This window comes from Pseudomonas sp. RHF3.3-3 (assembly GCF_048069595.1).
GTDB lineage: Bacteria > Pseudomonadota > Gammaproteobacteria > Pseudomonadales > Pseudomonadaceae > Aquipseudomonas > Aquipseudomonas fuscovaginae_B.
On sequence record NZ_CP182250.1, the window covers coordinates 1,358,484 to 1,375,032 of the forward strand.

14 protein-coding genes are annotated in these 16,549 nt (G+C 63.9%); 7 read left to right on the top strand and 7 right to left on the bottom strand.

Annotated features, from left to right (window positions below; translation table 11 throughout):
- Nucleotides 1–55: 55 nt before the first annotated feature.
- Complete coding sequence (lpxC, locus tag ACMGT0_RS06145) at nucleotides 56–967, top strand: UDP-3-O-acyl-N-acetylglucosamine deacetylase (RefSeq protein ID WP_010452622.1); 912 nt, start codon at nucleotides 56–58, stop codon at nucleotides 965–967.
- A gap of 51 nt (nucleotides 968–1,018) precedes the next feature.
- On the opposite strand, the gene ACMGT0_RS06150 is transcribed toward lpxC, so the two are convergent.
- From ACMGT0_RS06150 to ACMGT0_RS06180, 7 genes are all read right to left on the bottom strand, one after another.
- Nucleotides 1,019–2,503, bottom strand: a complete 1,485-nt coding sequence (locus ACMGT0_RS06150; RefSeq protein WP_416771859.1) for a diguanylate cyclase — start codon at nucleotides 2,501–2,503, stop codon at nucleotides 1,019–1,021.
- 192 nt (nucleotides 2,504–2,695) lie between these two features.
- The gene (locus ACMGT0_RS06155; RefSeq protein ID WP_275044040.1) at nucleotides 2,696–2,827 is read right to left on the bottom strand and encodes a hypothetical protein; all 132 of its coding nucleotides are present in this window, start codon (nucleotides 2,825–2,827) and stop codon (nucleotides 2,696–2,698) included.
- 159 nt (nucleotides 2,828–2,986) lie between these two features.
- A complete protein-coding gene (locus tag ACMGT0_RS06160) occupies nucleotides 2,987–3,208 on the bottom strand; it encodes a hypothetical protein (protein ID WP_054059855.1) in 222 nt (73 codons plus the stop codon).
- Between the two features lie 129 nt (nucleotides 3,209–3,337).
- Nucleotides 3,338–4,702, bottom strand: coding sequence for a heavy metal sensor histidine kinase (locus ACMGT0_RS06165; RefSeq protein WP_416771861.1), 1,365 nt, complete (start codon nucleotides 4,700–4,702; stop codon nucleotides 3,338–3,340).
- Complete coding sequence (locus tag ACMGT0_RS06170) at nucleotides 4,692–5,372, bottom strand: heavy metal response regulator transcription factor (protein ID WP_017904851.1); 681 nt, start codon at nucleotides 5,370–5,372, stop codon at nucleotides 4,692–4,694. The genes ACMGT0_RS06165 and ACMGT0_RS06170 overlap by 11 nt, the downstream gene beginning before the upstream one ends.
- A 9-nt stretch (nucleotides 5,373–5,381) precedes the next feature.
- Nucleotides 5,382–8,477 carry a multidrug efflux RND transporter permease subunit gene (locus ACMGT0_RS06175; RefSeq protein ID WP_054059853.1) on the bottom strand — a complete coding sequence of 1,032 codons (3,096 nt, stop codon included), beginning with the start codon at nucleotides 8,475–8,477 and terminating at the stop codon, nucleotides 5,382–5,384.
- On the bottom strand, nucleotides 8,474–9,637 hold the full coding sequence (locus ACMGT0_RS06180; RefSeq protein ID WP_416771863.1) for an efflux RND transporter periplasmic adaptor subunit: 1,164 nt from the start codon (nucleotides 9,635–9,637) through the stop codon (nucleotides 8,474–8,476). Before ACMGT0_RS06180 ends, ACMGT0_RS06175 begins: the two co-directional genes overlap by 4 nt.
- A 350-nt stretch (nucleotides 9,638–9,987) precedes the next feature.
- Between ACMGT0_RS06180 and ACMGT0_RS06185 the strand changes: the two genes are divergently transcribed.
- The 6 genes from ACMGT0_RS06185 to ACMGT0_RS06210 all read left to right on the top strand — a co-directional run bounded on the left by ACMGT0_RS06185 (nucleotide 9,988) and on the right by ACMGT0_RS06210 (nucleotide 16,494).
- Nucleotides 9,988–10,311 carry a type 1 fimbrial protein gene (locus ACMGT0_RS06185; RefSeq protein WP_160320648.1) on the top strand — a complete coding sequence of 108 codons (324 nt, stop codon included), beginning with the start codon at nucleotides 9,988–9,990 and terminating at the stop codon, nucleotides 10,309–10,311.
- Nucleotides 10,312–10,721: 410 nt separating this feature from the next.
- A complete protein-coding gene (locus ACMGT0_RS06190; protein WP_416771866.1) occupies nucleotides 10,722–11,279 on the top strand; it encodes a fimbrial protein in 558 nt (185 codons plus the stop codon).
- Nucleotides 11,280–11,337: 58 nt separating this feature from the next.
- Nucleotides 11,338–12,066 (top strand): molecular chaperone, encoded by a 729-nt coding sequence (locus tag ACMGT0_RS06195; RefSeq protein WP_416771868.1) that lies wholly within the window; start codon nucleotides 11,338–11,340, stop codon nucleotides 12,064–12,066.
- A gap of 222 nt (nucleotides 12,067–12,288) precedes the next feature.
- Nucleotides 12,289–14,745, top strand: coding sequence for a fimbria/pilus outer membrane usher protein (locus tag ACMGT0_RS06200; RefSeq protein ID WP_416773429.1), 2,457 nt, complete (start codon nucleotides 12,289–12,291; stop codon nucleotides 14,743–14,745).
- Complete coding sequence (locus tag ACMGT0_RS06205; protein WP_416771870.1) at nucleotides 14,742–15,521, top strand: molecular chaperone; 780 nt, start codon at nucleotides 14,742–14,744, stop codon at nucleotides 15,519–15,521. Before ACMGT0_RS06200 ends, ACMGT0_RS06205 begins: the two co-directional genes overlap by 4 nt.
- The gene (locus ACMGT0_RS06210; RefSeq protein ID WP_054059848.1) at nucleotides 15,514–16,494 is read left to right on the top strand and encodes a fimbrial protein; all 981 of its coding nucleotides are present in this window, start codon (nucleotides 15,514–15,516) and stop codon (nucleotides 16,492–16,494) included. The genes ACMGT0_RS06205 and ACMGT0_RS06210 overlap by 8 nt, the downstream gene beginning before the upstream one ends.
- The last annotated feature ends 55 nt before the right edge of the window (nucleotides 16,495–16,549 follow it).

Here is a 16,549-nt window from a genome sequence, read left to right on the forward strand (position 1 = left end):
TATCGCCAGCCTTTGTTGATACCTGTTCGCAATTTGCGCTGAAGCGGCCAAAGCCATGATTAAACAACGCACCCTGAAAAATATTATCCGTGCTACAGGTGTCGGCCTGCACTCGGGCGAGAAGGTCTATCTGACCCTCAAACCAGCGCCCGTGGATACCGGCATCGTGTTTTGTCGTGCCGACCTCGACCCTGTGGTGCAGATTCCTGCGCGCGCGGAAAACGTTGGTGAAACCACCATGTCGACCACCCTGGTCAACGGTGACACCAAAGTGGACACGGTGGAGCACTTGCTCTCGGCCATGGCTGGCCTGGGCATCGATAACGCCTACGTCGAGCTCTCCGCGTCCGAAGTTCCGATCATGGACGGCAGCGCTGGACCCTTCGTATTCCTGATTCAATCCGCCGGCCTGGAAGAACAGGACGCAGCCAAGAAGTTCATCCGCATCCTGCGCGAAGTCACAGTGGAAGACGGCGACAAGCGCGCCACTTTCGTGCCTTTCGACGGGTTCAAGGTGAGCTTCGAGATCGATTTCGATCACCCGGTGTTCCGTGACCGCACCCAGAGTGCCAGCGTGGATTTCTCCAGCACGTCGTTCGTGAAGGAAGTCAGCCGCGCCCGTACCTTTGGCTTCATGAGTGATATCGAGTACCTGCGCAAGCACAACCTCGCACTCGGCGGCAGCGTGGAAAACGCCATCGTGGTCGACTCGGACGGTGTACTGAACGAAGACGGCCTTCGTTACGAAGACGAATTCGTCAAGCACAAGATCCTCGACGCCATCGGTGACCTCTACCTGCTGGGCAACAGCCTGATTGGTGAGTTCAAGGGCTTCAAGTCCGGTCACGCGCTGAACAACCAGCTCCTGCGCAAGCTCATCGAGCAGAAGGATGCCTGGGAAGTGGTGACTTTCGAAGACGCCAGCACGGCGCCGATCTCGTACATGCGTCCCGTTGCGGCCGTGTAACGACTTTCTCCTTTTGTTGTTCTTCAAAGGCTGCCCCCGGGCAGCCTTTTTTTATGCCGCGAGTTCGATGTCCGCGGCGTGAACCACCTGGTCGCGGCCGTTGTGCTTGGCCTGGTACAGCGCCTGGTCGGCAGCCTGTAGCAGTTGCTCGATGTTGGCCCCGGCGCTGACGGCTTCGCGGGAAACCAATCGGGTGCTGGCGCCGATACTGACGGTTAGAGGGCAGGCCCCGGCGACCGGCGCCGGCATCTGCCGGATGGCATTCAGAATCTTCCCGGCCAGGCAACGGGCGCCGTTCTCGTCGGTTTGGGGCAGGATCACCGCGAACTCCTCGCCGCCATAACGCGCGAGCAGGTCAGCCGGGCGGCGAATGTTCTCGCCGATCACCCGGGCGATTCGACGCAGGGCTTCGTCGCCCATCGGATGCCCATGGCGGTCGTTGAACACCTTGAAATGGTCGGCATCGATCATCAGCAGCGACAGCGGCTGGCCTGAGCGTTGTGCCCGGTTCCATTCGTGCAGCAACGACTGGTCCAGGGCCCGGCGGTTGGCGACGCCCGTAAGGCTGTCGGTGGTGGCCAGCTCGGCCAGTTCCTGCTCGGCCCGCTGGCGTCGGCGCAGTTCCCGCGCCAGCAGCCAGCTCAGCCACAACAGGCCGGCGCACAACCCGCCGGTGGCGCTGCCCACCAGCCAGGTGGTACGCCACCAGGCGGCATAGACTTCTTCCTCCGACAGTGCCACCACCACGATCAGCGGCAATTCGCCGACCCGGGAAAAGGTATAAAGCCGCTGCTTGCCGTCGACACCGGAGATCGCGCTGAAACTGCCATTGCCCTCATGCACGATGCGCAGGAAGTTGGGACGCTGGCTGAAGTCCTTGCCGACCATGTCGGCACTCATCAGCGGCTCCTGGGCGAGCAGGATGCCATCGCTGCTGAGCAGGTTGACCGTACTGCTGGCACCGATATTCAGGGTCTTGAACAGTTCGTTGAAGTAGCTCAGGCGTATCGCGGCCCGGGCCACGCCGAGAAATTCGCCTTCGGGCGACGAAACCCGGCGGCTGAAGCCGATGCGCCAGTCGATCATGCGCCCGCGGGCGAGGAACGGATGGCTGACCATCATTGTCGGGCTGGGGTTGTCGACATGGGCCTTGAAGTATTCGCGGTCGGCGAAATTGCCTGGCCGGGGCTCGACCGAGGACGAGTCGGCAATCACCTCGCCATGCTTGTCGAGCAGCAGGATATCGCCCTTCTGCGGGGACGCCGTGGCGCTGTCGAACAGCGCCAGGTGACGAACCTGCGGCGAGACGTGCTTGAGGTCCTCGCGCCGCGCCGCGGCAATCAGGTCCTGCAGTGACTTGTCGTAGAGTTCGGCATTGCGCAGGACATCGGCGTCGATCAGTTGCACGATGTTCGTGGCGGCACGCGTGGCGACCAGTTCCGCGCTGCCCCGTTCGCGGATCAGCAGATAGATGACGATGCCGAGGATCGCGCTGACGCTCAGGCCGCTGCCCAGTACCAGCAGCAGGCGAGGCATTGCCGAACGGTTCGAAGAGTGATTGATGGCAAACCTCATGCAGCTCGGGGGTGTCGGGGCCCGTATAAAGCCCCAGCGTAAAAAAGGCCAGCCTCCGCCAGCTGGCCCTTTACCGAATGCTAGAAGATATTCACCGGGTAGTCGACGATGACCCGATACTCGTCGACCGCCGAGTAGCCCGCACTGCCGCAGTTACTCGGCCTCCTGCACCACGTAGCGGACGTTCGCTGGCAGGATGCTGGAGCCGTCGCCAGCCTGGGTGGCGTTCGACATCGTTGCAGCCGGAGCAATGAAGATTGGCCTGAGTGAGAGGGCGATCTTCATGACTGTCGAGCTACTTGAATCGATGAGACGGTCGTTCCTGTTGCGTGACGCAGGAGGCAGGCGACAATAAAGAAAGCCGCTGTATCAGCGGCTTTTGAAGCCATCGACCCCGGGCAGGAAACTGGATCGATGGAGAGGGAAGCGTTCTGCGGGCAGCTTTCAGCTATCCCTGGCGCTGTCCGGCTGAGCCGGATTTACCGAGCTGTGCCGCTCTGGCGTGCGGCTTTGGGCCTTGGCGGTCATTTCGACGTGATCCTGGCGGGCAGCGGCCCGGGCGGCGTTCTGCGCGACGAAAGACTGGGACTCCTCGGCGTGCGCCAGAGGCGACAACATGACAGCGGACAGGACAAAGAGACTGGCCATACCCATGGAACTGGACATTTTAAAGAACCTTCTTGCTGAGCAAGTGCTGTTGGTTGAGGCAAGGTTAAATGCCCTGGGGGCCTGGAAAAAGACCGGCCCGCTTGAAGGACTGTTACGTTCTGGGCAACAGTCCCTGTCGGGAGAGCGTCAGGCGGGGAGATGGATGCCGAAGGTATTGACGCCGTCGCCGCTGTGTACGAACACATCGCCGCCGTGCATCAGCGCGATCGCCTTGACGATCGCCAGGCCCAGTCCATGGTTGGCGCCACTGTTGCTGCGCGAGGCATCGACTCGATAGAAGCGTTCGAACAGGCGCGACAGATGCTCGCTGGCGATGGTTTCCCCGGGGTTGGACACCGCGATCGTCACCTGCCCGCCCTCCTGCTCGATGCGTACCAGAATCACCTGCTCGGGCGCGGTGTGTTGCACCGCGTTGCTCAGCAGGTTGATCAGCGCCCGACGCAGGTGGGCGACCTCGATCCGCACCAGGGCATCGCCACTGACCTCGACCCGGACCCGGGCGTCCTCGAGAATGAAATCCAGGTAGTCGAGGGTCGTCGCCACCTCTGCCGCCAGCGAGGTACTGATCAGCTTGGTGGCCTTGCTGCCCTGGTCGGCGCTGGCCAGGAACAGCATGTCGTTGATGATCGAGCGCAGGCGCTCCAGTTCCTCGAGGTTCGATTGCAGCACCTCGAAGTAATGTTCGGCGGAGCGTCCGCGGGTCAGTGCCACCTGGGTCTGGCCGATCAGGTTGGTCAGCGGCGAGCGCAGTTCGTGGGCGACATCGGCGTTGAACGATTCCAGTCGCGAATAGGCCTGTTCCACCCGCTCCAGGGTCGAGTTGAAGGCATTGACGAACTGGCTGAGCTCCGGCGGCAGCGGCGACAGCTGCAGGCGTCCGGTCAGGCGTGGCGGTGCCAGCTTGCCGGCCTCCTGCGACAGCTTGATCAACGGCTTGAGGCCGATCCGGGCGACCCAGTAGCCCAGGGCCGAGGCCAGCAGCACACCGACGATCGCCAGGCTGACCAGGGCGATCAGCAACTGGTGCTGGGTCTGACGGAAGGTCTCGGTGTCGATGGCGATCAGGAACTGCAGGGGCGGCCGCTGGTCCTTGGCCGGCATGGTATTGAGCAGCACCTTGAACGGGTAGGCGTGCCCCGGCAACTGCAGGTCACGCATGCCCCTGGGGCCGGCGGCGAAGGCGCGGATCTGCGCATCGGGCGCGCCGTATTCATAGTTCGGGTCGCTGCTGACCACCCAGAAGCGGATGCGCTTGTCCTCCTCGCCCAGTTGCTTGAGCTTGGCGCTGAACTTGGCCCAGTGATCCGGCGTGCCGAAACGGTTGATCGAGGATTCGAGCACGCTGTAGCGCGCATCCAGTTCAGCTTCGGGCAGCAGACCCAGGCCCTTTTCCACCTGCTGGTACAACGCACCGCCGATCAGCAGGAACACCAGCAGCGCCACCAGGCTGAACAGGGTGCTCAGGCGCAGGGCGATGGAGTTAGTCGACACCGCGGCTCTCCAGCACATAACCCATGCCGCGGATAGTATGCAGCAGTTTCTGTTCGAACGGGCCGTCGAGCTTGGCGCGCAGGCGCTTGATCGCCACCTCGACGACGTTGGCATCGCTGTCGAAATTGATATCCCAGACCATCTCGGCAATCGCCGTCTTCGAGAGGATTTCGCCCTGGCGCCGGGCCAGCACACTGAGCAGCGAGAACTCCTTGGCGGTCAGGTCCAGGCGCTGGCCGGCACGGCTGGCCTTGCGGCTGATCAGGTCGACCCAGAGGTCGGCGACGCTGATCTGCACGGGCTCATGGCCGCCGCCGCTGCGCCGGGTCAGGGCCTGCAGGCGGGCCACCAGTTCGAGAAAGGAAAACGGTTTGCCCAGGTAGTCGTCGGCGCCATCGCGCAGGCCACGGATGCGGTCCTCGACCCGCTCGCGGGCGGTGAGCATGATCACCGGGGTCTGCTTGCGTGCCCGCAGGGCCTTGAGCACGCCGAAGCCGTCGAGTTCCGGCAGCATCACGTCGAGGACGATCACCGCGTAATCGCTTTCCAGCGCCAGGTGCAGGCCGCCGACGCCATCGCGCGCGAGGTCGACGGTGTAGCCCTGCTCGGTCAGGCCGCGATGCAGGTAGTCGGCGGTTTTTTCTTCATCTTCGATAATCAGGACTCGCATGGCTCAGCCTCAATGTGTGATCGCCGGCACGGCTGCCGGTTGGGGCCGATGGAAAAGCCGCTCGAGCCACAAGTATATGACGGGCGTGGTGAACAGCGTCAGCGCCTGGCTCACCAGCAGGCCGCCGACCACGGCGATCCCCAGTGGCTGGCGCAGTTCGGCGCCGGTACCGTGGCCGAGCATCAGCGGCAGGGCGCCGAGCAGGGCTGCCAGGGTGGTCATGATGATCGGTCGGAAGCGGGTGACACAGGCCTTGTAGATGGCTTGCTCGGGCGTCAGCCCGCCCCGTTGGGCCTCGAGGGCGAAGTCGATCATCAGGATGCCGTTCTTCTTCACGATACCGATCAGCAGCACCAGGCCGATCAGCGCCATGATCGAGAAATCCTGGCCCAGCAGCCAGAGCATGATCAGTGCGCCGAGGCCGGCGGAGGGCAGGGTGGAGATGATCGTCAGCGGGTGCACGAAACTCTCGTAGAGCACGCCGAGAATGATGTACACCGCCACCAGTGCCGCGAGGATCAGCCACGGCTGGCTGGCCAGGGAGCTCTGGAAGGCCTGGGCCGCTCCCTGGAAGTTGCCGCTGATGGAGGCCGGCATGCCGATCTCGTTCTTCGCCTGGTCAAGCAGCAGCACCGCGTCGCCCAGGGCCACGCCGGGGCTGAGGTTGAACGACAGGTTGGCGGCCGGGAACATGCCATCGTGGGCGATCGACAGCGGCCCGCTGGTGGGCGCATCGAAGCGCGCCAGGGCCGACAGCGGCACCATCTCGCCGGTCAGCGGCGAACGCAGGTAGAAGTAGTTCAGGCTCTCGGCCTTGCCTCGCTGGGCGGTGTCCAGCTCGAGGATCACGTTGTACTGGTTGGTCTCGGTCTGGTACTCGTTGACCTGGCGCTGGCCGAACGCATCGTAGAGCGCTTCGTCGACATCGCTGGCAGTCAGGCCGAAGCGCGCGGCGGCCCGCCGGTCGATGGTGATGTGGGTGATGCTGCCACCCAGTTGCAGGTCGTTGGACAGGTCGCGGAACGCCGGGTTGGCCCGCAGCTTTTCCGTCAGGCGCTGTGTCCAGGTGTTCAGCAGGTCGCCGTCGTTGCTCTTGAGCACGTACTGGTACTGGGCCCGGCTCGGCCCGGAGCTGAGGTTGATGTCCTGGCCGGCGCGCAGGTAGAGCACGATGCCGGGGATCCGCATCAGCTGCGGCCGGATCCGGTCGATGAAGGCACTGGCGGAAACGTCGCGCTGGTCCTGTGGCTTGAGCGCGATCCAGAAGCGGCCGTTGGCGATGGTCTGGTTGCTGCCCGAGACGCCCACCGAATGGGAGAACGCCTGCACCGCCGGGTCGGCGGCGACGATCTCGGCAAGGGCCTTGTGCTTGGCCACCATGTCGTCGAACGAGACATCGGCGGCGGCCTCGGTGGTGCCCAGCACGAAGCCGGTGTCCTGCACCGGGAAGAAACCCTTGGGAATGAATACGTAGCCGGCCACGGCCAGGCCGAGGGTCAGGCAGAAAATCCCGAACATCAGTTTCTGGTGGTCCAGCGCACGGCGCAGCCCGCGCTCGTAGAGCGCCAGCAGGCGCTCGCCGAAGGTTGCCTTGGCGTGTTCGTGATGCACCGGCGCGCGCATGAACAGCGCGGCCAGGGTTGGCGCCAGGGTCAGCGAGACCACCACTGAAATCAGGATGGTCGAGGTCGCAGTCAGGGCGAACTCCTTGAACAGCCGGCCCACCACCCCTCCCATGAACAGCAGCGGGATGAAGGCGGCGATCAGCGAGAAGCTGATGGAGACCACGGTGAAGCCGATCTCCCCGGCACCCTTGATGGCGGCTTCGCGCATGCCGTCGCCGGCCTCCAGGTGGCGGTGGATGTTTTCCACCACGACGATCGCGTCGTCGACCACGAAGCCGACGGCAATGACGATCGCCACCAGGGTCAGGTTGTTCAGGCTGAAGCCCATCACGTACATCAGTGCGAAGCTGGCTACCAGCGACACGCCGAGCACCGCCGAGACGATCAGGGTCGCCGACAGCTGGCGCAGGAACAGCGCCATTACCGCCACCACCAGCAGGATGGCGATCAGCAGCGTCATTTCCACTTCATGCAGCGAGGCGCGGATGGTCTGGGTGCGGTCGATCAGTTCCCTGACCTGCACCGAGGCCGGCAGCATGGCCTCCAGGCCCGGCAGGGCGGCCTTGATCCGCTCCACGGTTTCGACGATGTTCGCCCCCGGCTGGCGCGAGATCACCAGGTTCACCCCCGGCACATCGCCGGACCAGGCCTGCACATAGGCGTCTTCGGAGCCACGGACCACCCGGGCGATATCCTTGAGCTGCACCGGCGCGCCGTTCTTGTAGGAGACGATCAGCTCACCGTACTCCTGCGGCTGGAACAACTGGTCGTTGGTCGACAGGGTGGAGATGCTCGATTTGCCGTACAGCGCGCCCTTGGCCAGGTTGAGGCTGGTCTGCTGGATCGCCAGGCGGAGGTCGGCCAGGGTCAGGCCGATGGCCGCCAGGCGGTCCGCCGAAGCCTGCACGCGGATGGCCGGACGCTGCTGGCCGGTGATGTTGATCTGGCCGACGCCATCGATCTGGCTGAGCTGGCGGGCCAGCAGGGTCTCGGCATAGTCGCTCAGTTCGGTGCCGGGCATCTGGCTGGAACTGACACTGAGGATCAGCACCGGACTGTCGGCCGGGTTGACCTTGCGCCAGGTGGGCAGGGTCGGCATGTCCTTGGGCAGCTTGCCCGAGGCGGTGTTGATCGCCGCCTGGACCTCCTGTGCGGCGGTATCGATGCTTTTGCTCAGGGTGAATTGCAGGGTCAGGGTGGTGGTACCCAGGGCACTGCTGGAGGTCATCTGGGTCACGCCGGGGATGGCGCTGAACTGCACTTCCAGCGGTGTCGCCACCGAAGACGCCATGGTCTGCGGACTGGCACCGGGCAGTTGCGCGGACACCTGGATGGTCGGGAATTCGGCCTCCGGCAACGGTGCCAGCGGCAGCCGCGGGAAGGCGATCAGCCCGAGCAGGACCAGGGCGAAGGTGAGCAGGATGGTCGCCACCGGGTGATTGATGCACCAGGCCGAGACGCCGCGGCTGTCCTTGATCATGGCTTGGGTTCTCCGGCCACGGCCTGCCCGGCCAGCCTGGGCGCACCGAGTATCTCGACCAGGGCGCCGGGCTTGAGTCGCGACTGGCCGTCGCTGACCAACTGATCGCCGGCCTGCACGCCCTGGATGATGTTCTGTTCGCTGTCCTGGTAAGGCACCTGGACCGGCACCACTTCCACGCCCTTGTCCTTGACCCGGTAGACGAAGTAGCCGTCCAGGCCGCGTTGCACTACCGTCGGTGGCACCACCAGGGCGCCGCGGTCGAGGGCGGTCTGGATCTTGATATTGACCAGTTGGCCCGGCCACAGCTTCTGACCCGGGTTGCTGAACTCGGCCTTGGCCTTGATGGTGCCGGTGGTGGCCGAGACCTGATTGTCGATCAGCGTCAGATGACCGGAGCCGAGCAGGCTGTCACCGTGGCCTTCGTCGCCCAGGTAGGCTTTCACCGCTGCCGGCCTGTCGGCGCCAAGCAGCCCCTGCAGGGTTGGCAGCATCTGTTGCGGGAGGGAGAACTCCACGGCGATCGGATCGATCTGGGTCACGGAAAACAGGCCCTGGGCATCACTCATGCGCAGGAAGTTGCCCTCATCGACGGAGCGGATACCGACCCGGCCGGTCACCGGCGAACGGATCCGGGTGTAGGACAGTTGCACCTGCGCCGCGTCAATCGCCGCCTGGTTGCCGAGGGTGGTGGCCTTGAGCTGGTTGACCAGGGCCTGCTGCTGGTCGTAGGTCTGCTTCGAGATCCCGTTGTCGACGGTCAACTGCCTGTAGCGCTTGAGGTCGACCTCGGCCACCTGCAATTGCGCCTGGCTTTGCGCCAGTTGTGCCTTGGCCTGGGACAGGCTGGCCTGGATCGAGCGGTCGTCAAGGGTCGCCAGCAGGTCGCCTTCCTTGACCAGTTGCCCTTCCTTGACCAGCAGGCGGGTGAGGATGCCATCGATCTGTGGGCGGATCACCACGCTGTGCAGTGACAGGGCCGTACCGATGCCGCTGGCATAACGCGGGACGTCCTGTTGCACCACGTGGATGACCTTGACCGGGATCGGCGCGCTGCCGGCGTGCCGGACGGGAGCGGTGCGGGTCAATGTCCAGGTGCCACCGGCGGCCGCCACCAGGATCGCGGCAAGGCCCAACAGGGTTTTCTTCGGGATGTGCATGGTGTCAAAACGCCGGTACGAATGGAAGGAAGGCCAATGCTGGCAGAACAGTAGCCTCTTTATAACCCCGCTATCCGGTCAGCACGGTGACGGCTAACTGACACGGCTGTCAGCTACGGCCCGCCTGGACAGTCATTAAAGAAATAATTGTTGCAGACGATAAAGCGGGATATAGACCGGATTATCGGCTGCCTGCTTTTTAATGGACATGTCTGTGCAGGCGTTGTGTTCCGGGGTCGTATGTTTAATTGAATATAAGAAGTCCTACGGATATTCCTCGTTTTTTCGGTGGAGTGCGCTCGCGTGGGCTTTAATTGATATGGGGGTCACCCTGTTTGGGAGTGGTTGATATGAAATACACACTATCGGTATTTGGTGTCCTGTTGTTGATGGGAGTTTGCTCCAGTGTGGCGGCGGCCAATGCCGGGCAAATTCGTTTCAGTGGCCAGATTGTCGAGGCGGCGTGTGAGGTGACATCGGCCTCGGTACATAACCATGGCGTTTCTGAACGTCTCAAGGTCGCACCCGGTGTAACACTGTGGGTTGATACTGCGGATAATGCCTGTGGTAATGGCATATTGCCCTTTAGCACTCGCTTCCAACCCTTGCCAGGCAAGGCTCCCAGCGTGAAAAAGCTGTCCCCGCAGGGAGTCGTGACAATCACGTATCTATAGAACTGAACGTGTGGCATGACATCAGTATTATCCTGGCCGTATAAAGGCGGGTGCAGTATTGCGAAATATCCGGCATCAAGTTGACATTGCCTCACTCTCTTCGCGATCGGCCTGCCTAACCTGTTGATCGATATAATTAAAAAGATATCGATGATTTTGCTTTTGTGCTTTTCGTGAGTTTGCTGATGGCGGCTTTCATCGATAGTCTTTTTAATCTTAAACACTGTCGTGGTCACTTTTCTGTGTCCGTCGAATGACATTTTCTTCTGACGGAGGCAGATGTCCTGGCGGCGGGTTGAATCGGCCCCTTGAATAAGGCCGGATCTGATAGTTCGAATGACGATCCCCGACTATATTGGCCGCCACCCAAGTGATGGGTGCAAACGATTAACTCGAAGGATTGTGTTCGCATGAAAAAGATTTCCGTGATGTTGGTTCTATTGGGTTCAGCCCTTGGCGTGGCGGGCTCCGCCCACGCGGCCAACGGTGGCACGCTGAACTTTACCGGTGCACTGACCAACACCAGTTGCGAGGTGTCTTCCGGGGGCGGTTCGGCCGACAATATCCCGGTCGATCTCGGGCGGGTTTCCTTTGCCGATATCGGCAACCGTACCGAGTCCCGCCTGGGCACGGCCAAGGATATCGACCTGCTGGTGACCTGCCTGCAGCCGGCGGCTGAAAGCACCGTGCACATGTCATTCCGCCCGGCCCAGGTCGATCAGGGCGACCCCTACCTGCTGCCGACCAGCGGTGCCGCCAGAGGCGTGGGTATCGGCCTGGTTCGTCGGGATAACGATAACTTCCTGAATATCCAGGACCCCTCCGACACCATCGACGGCATTCTGCAACCCAGCGGCAGCGGCTCCAGCGGCACCCTGTCGCTGCGTGCACTGTTCGTGAAGAACGGCGTGTCCACCGTACCTGGCGCAGCCACGGGCACGGTGCCCTTCGTGCTGACCTACAACTGAGTCATGGGCCTGAACGGAGCTGCAAGGCTCCGTTTCTTCCGAACAGATGGAACGCAACATGCGCAAGTTGACGAGATCGATGATCGGCGTGGCGCTGGTCGCGTGGGCGTGGGGGCATGCCCAGGCCGGGATCGTGCTGAACAGCACCCGGCTGGTGTACCCGGCGCAGGACAGGGAAGCGGTGCTCAGTGTGTCGAACCGCAACAAGTCCACCATCCTCTTGCAGTCCTGGCTGGAGGCAGACGATGCGACAGCGGCGGACCTGCCGTTTGCCGTCGTCCCGGCCCTGGTGCCGTTGTCGGGTGGCGGGCGGCAGACGGTACGGATCATTCACTCCGGGGCCGACATGCCGACTGACCGGGAGTCGCTGTTCTGGCTGAATGTCCAGGAGATACCCCAGGCCAGCGAACAGGAGAACACGCTGCAGATCGGTATTCGCCAGCGTATCAAGGTGTTCTATCGTCCCCGCCAGTTGATGGCCGACCCGGAACTGGCGCCCCGGCAAGTCCGTTGGCGCCTCAAGCCCGGAGGTGTCCTGGTGGCGAGCAACCCCGGGCCGTTTCACGTCACCCTGGTGGATATCGAGCTGTTCGGTGATGAGCGCAGACTGCTGCATCACCGCAACTCGATGCTGGCGCCCGGACAGGCGCGGGAGTTCAGCCTGCCGGTGTCGGTGACGCCGCAGCAGGCTCGGCTGAGTTTCAAGAGCATCAACGACCACGGTGCCGTCGTGGCCTATCGACTTTCCGACTGGAAAACCGGCCAGGCCCTGTGGGTCGAGGATTAGCGCCGCCGTCTCCCACCCACCCCTTTTTTGAAAATGGCCGCACCCTCGCAAGAGCCTGTGCGCGAAGGCGTTCGCCTTTAACAAATATCTCAAGACATTGAGTGAAGGTTGCAAATGGACTGGCTCTATCGAAGAACAAAGGAAGTTCTGGTGTCATCGTGTCGCGGGAAAACGGAGGCCGCGACATTCCCCCTGCTGCAGAACGTGAACCGGCAGGCACGCCTGCCACTGTCCCTGGGGCTGTTCCTGCTGGTGCCGGACGTGGCGCTGGCCGAGCCGGTCGAAGAGGGCCTGCGGTTCAATACCGCGTTCATCCATGGTGGCGAGCAGCCGGCGGATATCCGCGCGTTTCTGGAGGGTAACAGCGTACTGCCTGGCCTCTATCGGGTGGATATCTACCTGAACCGGGTCCTCAGTGCCCGTCGTGATGTGCGTTTCAATCGGGACAGCTCCAGCGGGCGGGTCGAGCCCTGCCTGACCCCGGACCTGCTGCGGGACCTGGGGCTGGATACCGAACGCCTGGCCAGCCTGGGCAGGGTGTCGCCGGATAGCGCGGGCGAGCAGTGTTTCGACCTCGGCCAACTGGAGCGGGCCAGCGTCGACTACCAGCCCAACAGCCTGGCCCTCAACCTCAGCGTGCCGCAGGTCGCCCTGCGGCGCGATGCCCGTGGCTACCTGTCGCCGGAGCTGTGGGATCAGGGCGTCAACAGTGCTTTCGTCAGCTATTCCTTCAACGGCAATCGCCGCGAGTTCGATCGGCAGAAGACCGATAGCTACTACCTGGGCCTGCGCAATGGCCTGAACCTCGGGCCCTGGCGCTTGCGCAACGAATCCTCGCTGGTCCATGGCGACTTGCAGTCCACCCGCTTCACCAGCAACCAGACCTACGCCCAGCGCGACCTGACCGCCTGGAAGGGCCAACTGACCCTGGGCGAGACCTACACCGACTCACGGGTGTTCGACAGTGTACGTTTCCGTGGCGTCCAGGTGGCATCGGACGACGGCATGCTGCCCGACAGCGAGCGGGTCTATGCGCCGGTCATCCGGGGCGTCGCCGAAAGCAACGCCACCGTGGAGATTCGCCAGGCCGGTTACCTGCTGTACAGCGCGAACGTGCCGCCCGGCCCGTTCGAGATCAATGACTTCTATCCCAGTGGCTCCAACGGCGACCTGCTGGTAACGGTGATCGAGGCGGATGGCCGGCAACGTACCTTCGTCCAGGCGTTCGCCTCGCTGCCGTTGATGCTGCCCAAGGGTTCCTTCAGCTACAGCGCCGAGGCCGGCGAGTACGACAGCAACGACAGTCGGCAGATGAACCCCGGATTTGCCAGTACCACCCTGATCTACGGCTTGAGTGAACGGCTCAGCGGTTTTGGTGGGGTGCAGGTGGCGGACGGGTTCGAGGCCAGCAACCTCGGGGTGGGGGTCAACACCGGCGTGGGCGCGGTGTCGGCCGACCTGACCCATTCGGTCAGTCACCAGGGCGCTACCGACCTGGGCGGCAAGAGCCTGCGCCTGCGTTATGCCAATACCCTGAATGCCACCCGGACCACCTTCGCCCTGGCCGGTTATCGTTACTCCAGCGAGCACTACCGCAGCTTCGAGCAGCACGTGGAGGAACGCAGCAATCTGACGCGCACTTCGCTCGGCCGGGCCCGTGACCGTTTCGACATCACCCTCAGCCAACCCCTGGAAACGGGGACATTCAGCTTTACCGCCCTGGAGCAGCGCTACTGGAACCTGCCGGGCAAGTCGCGCCAGTTCAACGCCACCTATGGCGGCTACTGGCGCGATCTGAGCTACAGCCTGTCCCTGGATCGCACCCGTTCGGCCGATCTCGACGGCCGGGTCGCCACTGACCACCAGTTCACCCTGACCCTGTCGTTGCCGCTGGGCCGGCATGAGCGCTCGACCCGCGCCTCGCTGACGGCAGTGCGCGACAACCAGGGCGACTCCAGCGTGATGGCCGGCCTGACCGGGCGCGTGCTCGACCGGAATGCCTTCTACTCGGTCCTGGTCGGCAATGACGGCAGCGGTGCCCGTGCCGGTTCCGCCAGTGTGAATGCCACCACCTCCGTCGGTCGTTTCGAGGCCGGCTACAGCCATGGCCAGGATTTCAACAGCTGGAACCTGGGCGCGCGTGGGTCGCTGGTCGCCCATGCCGGTGGAGTGAACCTGGGGCAGTCCCTGGGCGACACCTTCGTGCTGGCCGAGGTACCGGGTGTGCGCGGTGCGCATTTCAACAACTTCGGTGGCGTCGAGACCGGGCGCAACGGCTTTGCCGTGGTGCCGTACGTGCAGCCCTATCGGGCCAACTGGGTCAGCCTGGACACGCGCCGCCTGGGCGCCGATGTCGAGGTGGACAACGCCGTCGTGCAGGTGGTGCCACGTCGTGGTTCGTCGACCCACGCGCTGTTCAAGGCCAGTGCCGGGCGCCGGGTGCAGTTCGAACTGAGCCTGGCCGATGGCAGCGCCCTGCCGTTCGGTGCCAGCGTCCAGGATGCCCAGGGCAAGGTGCTCGCCGTGGTGGACCCGACCAGTCGCGCCCTGGTGCTCAGCGAGCAGGAACAGGGAACGCTGCAGGTCCGCTGGTCGGGGCATGGCTGCCAGTTCCAGTTCCGTCTGCCGCCGCGGGACCCGCAACTGACCTACGACCGGGTCAGGGAGGTGTGCCGGTGAACGGTCTGCGGATATTCGGCCTGCTGCTGGGCCTGGTCGTGGCGGCGCCGGTGCTGGCAAGCGTGTCCCTGAGCGGCACACGCCTGGTGTTCGACGGGCGCTTTCGCGATGTGAGCATCGAGGCGCGCAATCGCGGTCGCCAGGAGGTGTTGCTGCAGGCCTGGCTCGAGGGGCACGAAGACAGCCACCCCAATCACCTGCCGTTCGTGCTGACGCCGCCGATCGCGCGGCTGGCGCCCGAAAGCCGGCAGGCGCTGCGGTTGATGTACGAAGGACGGGGCATGCCGACCGGACGGGAGTCGCTGTTGCACCTGTACGTCATGGAAATCCCCCGGACGCAGGCCGGCGACAGTCGCTTGAGCATCGCCATCCGCCAGCGGATCAACGTGCTGTTCCGCCCGGCGGGTCTGGCCGGTGATCCGGCACAGACCCCGCAACGCCTGCTCTGGAGACTGGAGCGCGATGCCAGCGGCGTGCCCCGCCTCAAGGTGGAGAACCCGACGGACTTCCATGCGGCGCTGCTGGGCCTCGAACTGGCCGGCGAGCAGGGCCGCCACCCGCTCGGTGATGACCTGCTCATACCGCCGGGCGGGCGCCGTGAACTGCTGCTCAGCTCCCGCGCCCTGGCGGTCCGTCCGGCCTGGCTGCGGTTCAACGCGCTGACCGATTACGGTGGCCAGCGTGCTTACCGTGCCCGATGCGATTTCGGTGCACCTTTCAACGCGTCGCTGGTCGGCGACGCTTCTCTTTCCCGGAACGGATCCGCCCATGATTAGGATGTCTCGCATGACCTGGCGACGCTGCCTGTTGCTGCTTGGCCTGCTCAGCCCCGCCAGTTGTTTTGCCCTCACCTGTACCCTGCAAGGCAGCGGGGCGCTGGTGGCCAGTGCCGATCTCGGCAGCAGCGTGGCGATTCCGGCGTCGTCGCCCAACGGCACGCTGGTCTGGCGTTCGGAGCCGCTCAATCTGGCGGTCGAGTGCGTCAGGGAGGGGGCGGGCGCCACGGAGGAGGTCTATCTCTACCTCAATCCGGCTCGCCAGGTGGTCGGCCAGGGCATTCGCCTGGGGTTGACTCTCGACGGGGTCGACCATCGCCAGAGCCATGGCCGCATCGCCACCGGCCGCAGCCTGCCGGCCTGCGGCAACGCCCAGGCCTGTGCGCCGCTGAGTTTCAATCTGGGCTTCTCGCTGTTCATCGAAAAGTTCGGCCCGACGCCACCCTCGGGCGTGGCCAGCCAATTGCAGGATTACCGGCTGTTCCAGCTCGATGGCGGCAGTGGGTCGGGCAGCGACGGCAATTCGCTCAACTACGTGATCAACAACCTCGGCGGCCTGCGCTTCGTGGCCTGTGACGCGCAATTGCAGGTCATCCCCGAGACCGTCGATTTCGGGCGGGTCGCGATCCAGAACGTGGTCGTTGGGCAGGTGATCGAACGGCGTCCGTTTGCCCTGCACACCAGCCGTACCTGCGACAGTGCCTTCAGCCTGGATGCGCGACTCAAGCCGGTGTCGGGCACCCTGGCCGGCGAGTTGCTGATCCCCAACGGCAACGACGGCGTCGGCATTCGTATCGTCAGGGCCGGTGGCGGGGCGCCGATCCCGTACAACCGTTCCTTCCACCTGGCCGAACTGCTGGGCAGCACCCATGCCGCCACGGCCAGCTTCGATGCCGAACTGTTATGGAACAGTGACCGCCCCAGGGCCGGGCCGTTCTCCGCCGAGGTGGTCGTCGATCTGTTCTACAAGTGACGGTTGGCTGGCGCGTTCGCCGTGTGCCCTAAAGCTGATCTGGATCAGTGTTTTG

Coding starts and splice junctions, on each gene's coding strand:
- lpxC (WP_010452622.1), top strand. CDS start 56: ATGATTAAACAACGCACCCTGAAAAATATTATCCGTGCTACAGGTGTC.
- ACMGT0_RS06150 (WP_416771859.1), bottom strand. CDS start 2,503: ATGCCTCGCCTGCTGCTGGTACTGGGCAGCGGCCTGAGCGTCAGCGCG.
- ACMGT0_RS06155 (WP_275044040.1), bottom strand. CDS start 2,827: ATGAAGATCGCCCTCTCACTCAGGCCAATCTTCATTGCTCCGGCTGCA.
- ACMGT0_RS06160 (WP_054059855.1), bottom strand. CDS start 3,208: ATGTCCAGTTCCATGGGTATGGCCAGTCTCTTTGTCCTGTCCGCTGTC.
- ACMGT0_RS06170 (WP_017904851.1), bottom strand. CDS start 5,372: ATGCGAGTCCTGATTATCGAAGATGAAGAAAAAACCGCCGACTACCTG.
- ACMGT0_RS06175 (WP_054059853.1), bottom strand. CDS start 8,477: ATGATCAAGGACAGCCGCGGCGTCTCGGCCTGGTGCATCAATCACCCG.
- ACMGT0_RS06180 (WP_416771863.1), bottom strand. CDS start 9,637: ATGCACATCCCGAAGAAAACCCTGTTGGGCCTTGCCGCGATCCTGGTG.
- ACMGT0_RS06185 (WP_160320648.1), top strand. CDS start 9,988: ATGAAATACACACTATCGGTATTTGGTGTCCTGTTGTTGATGGGAGTT.
- ACMGT0_RS06190 (WP_416771866.1), top strand. CDS start 10,722: ATGAAAAAGATTTCCGTGATGTTGGTTCTATTGGGTTCAGCCCTTGGC.
- ACMGT0_RS06195 (WP_416771868.1), top strand. CDS start 11,338: ATGCGCAAGTTGACGAGATCGATGATCGGCGTGGCGCTGGTCGCGTGG.
- ACMGT0_RS06210 (WP_054059848.1), top strand. CDS start 15,514: ATGATTAGGATGTCTCGCATGACCTGGCGACGCTGCCTGTTGCTGCTT.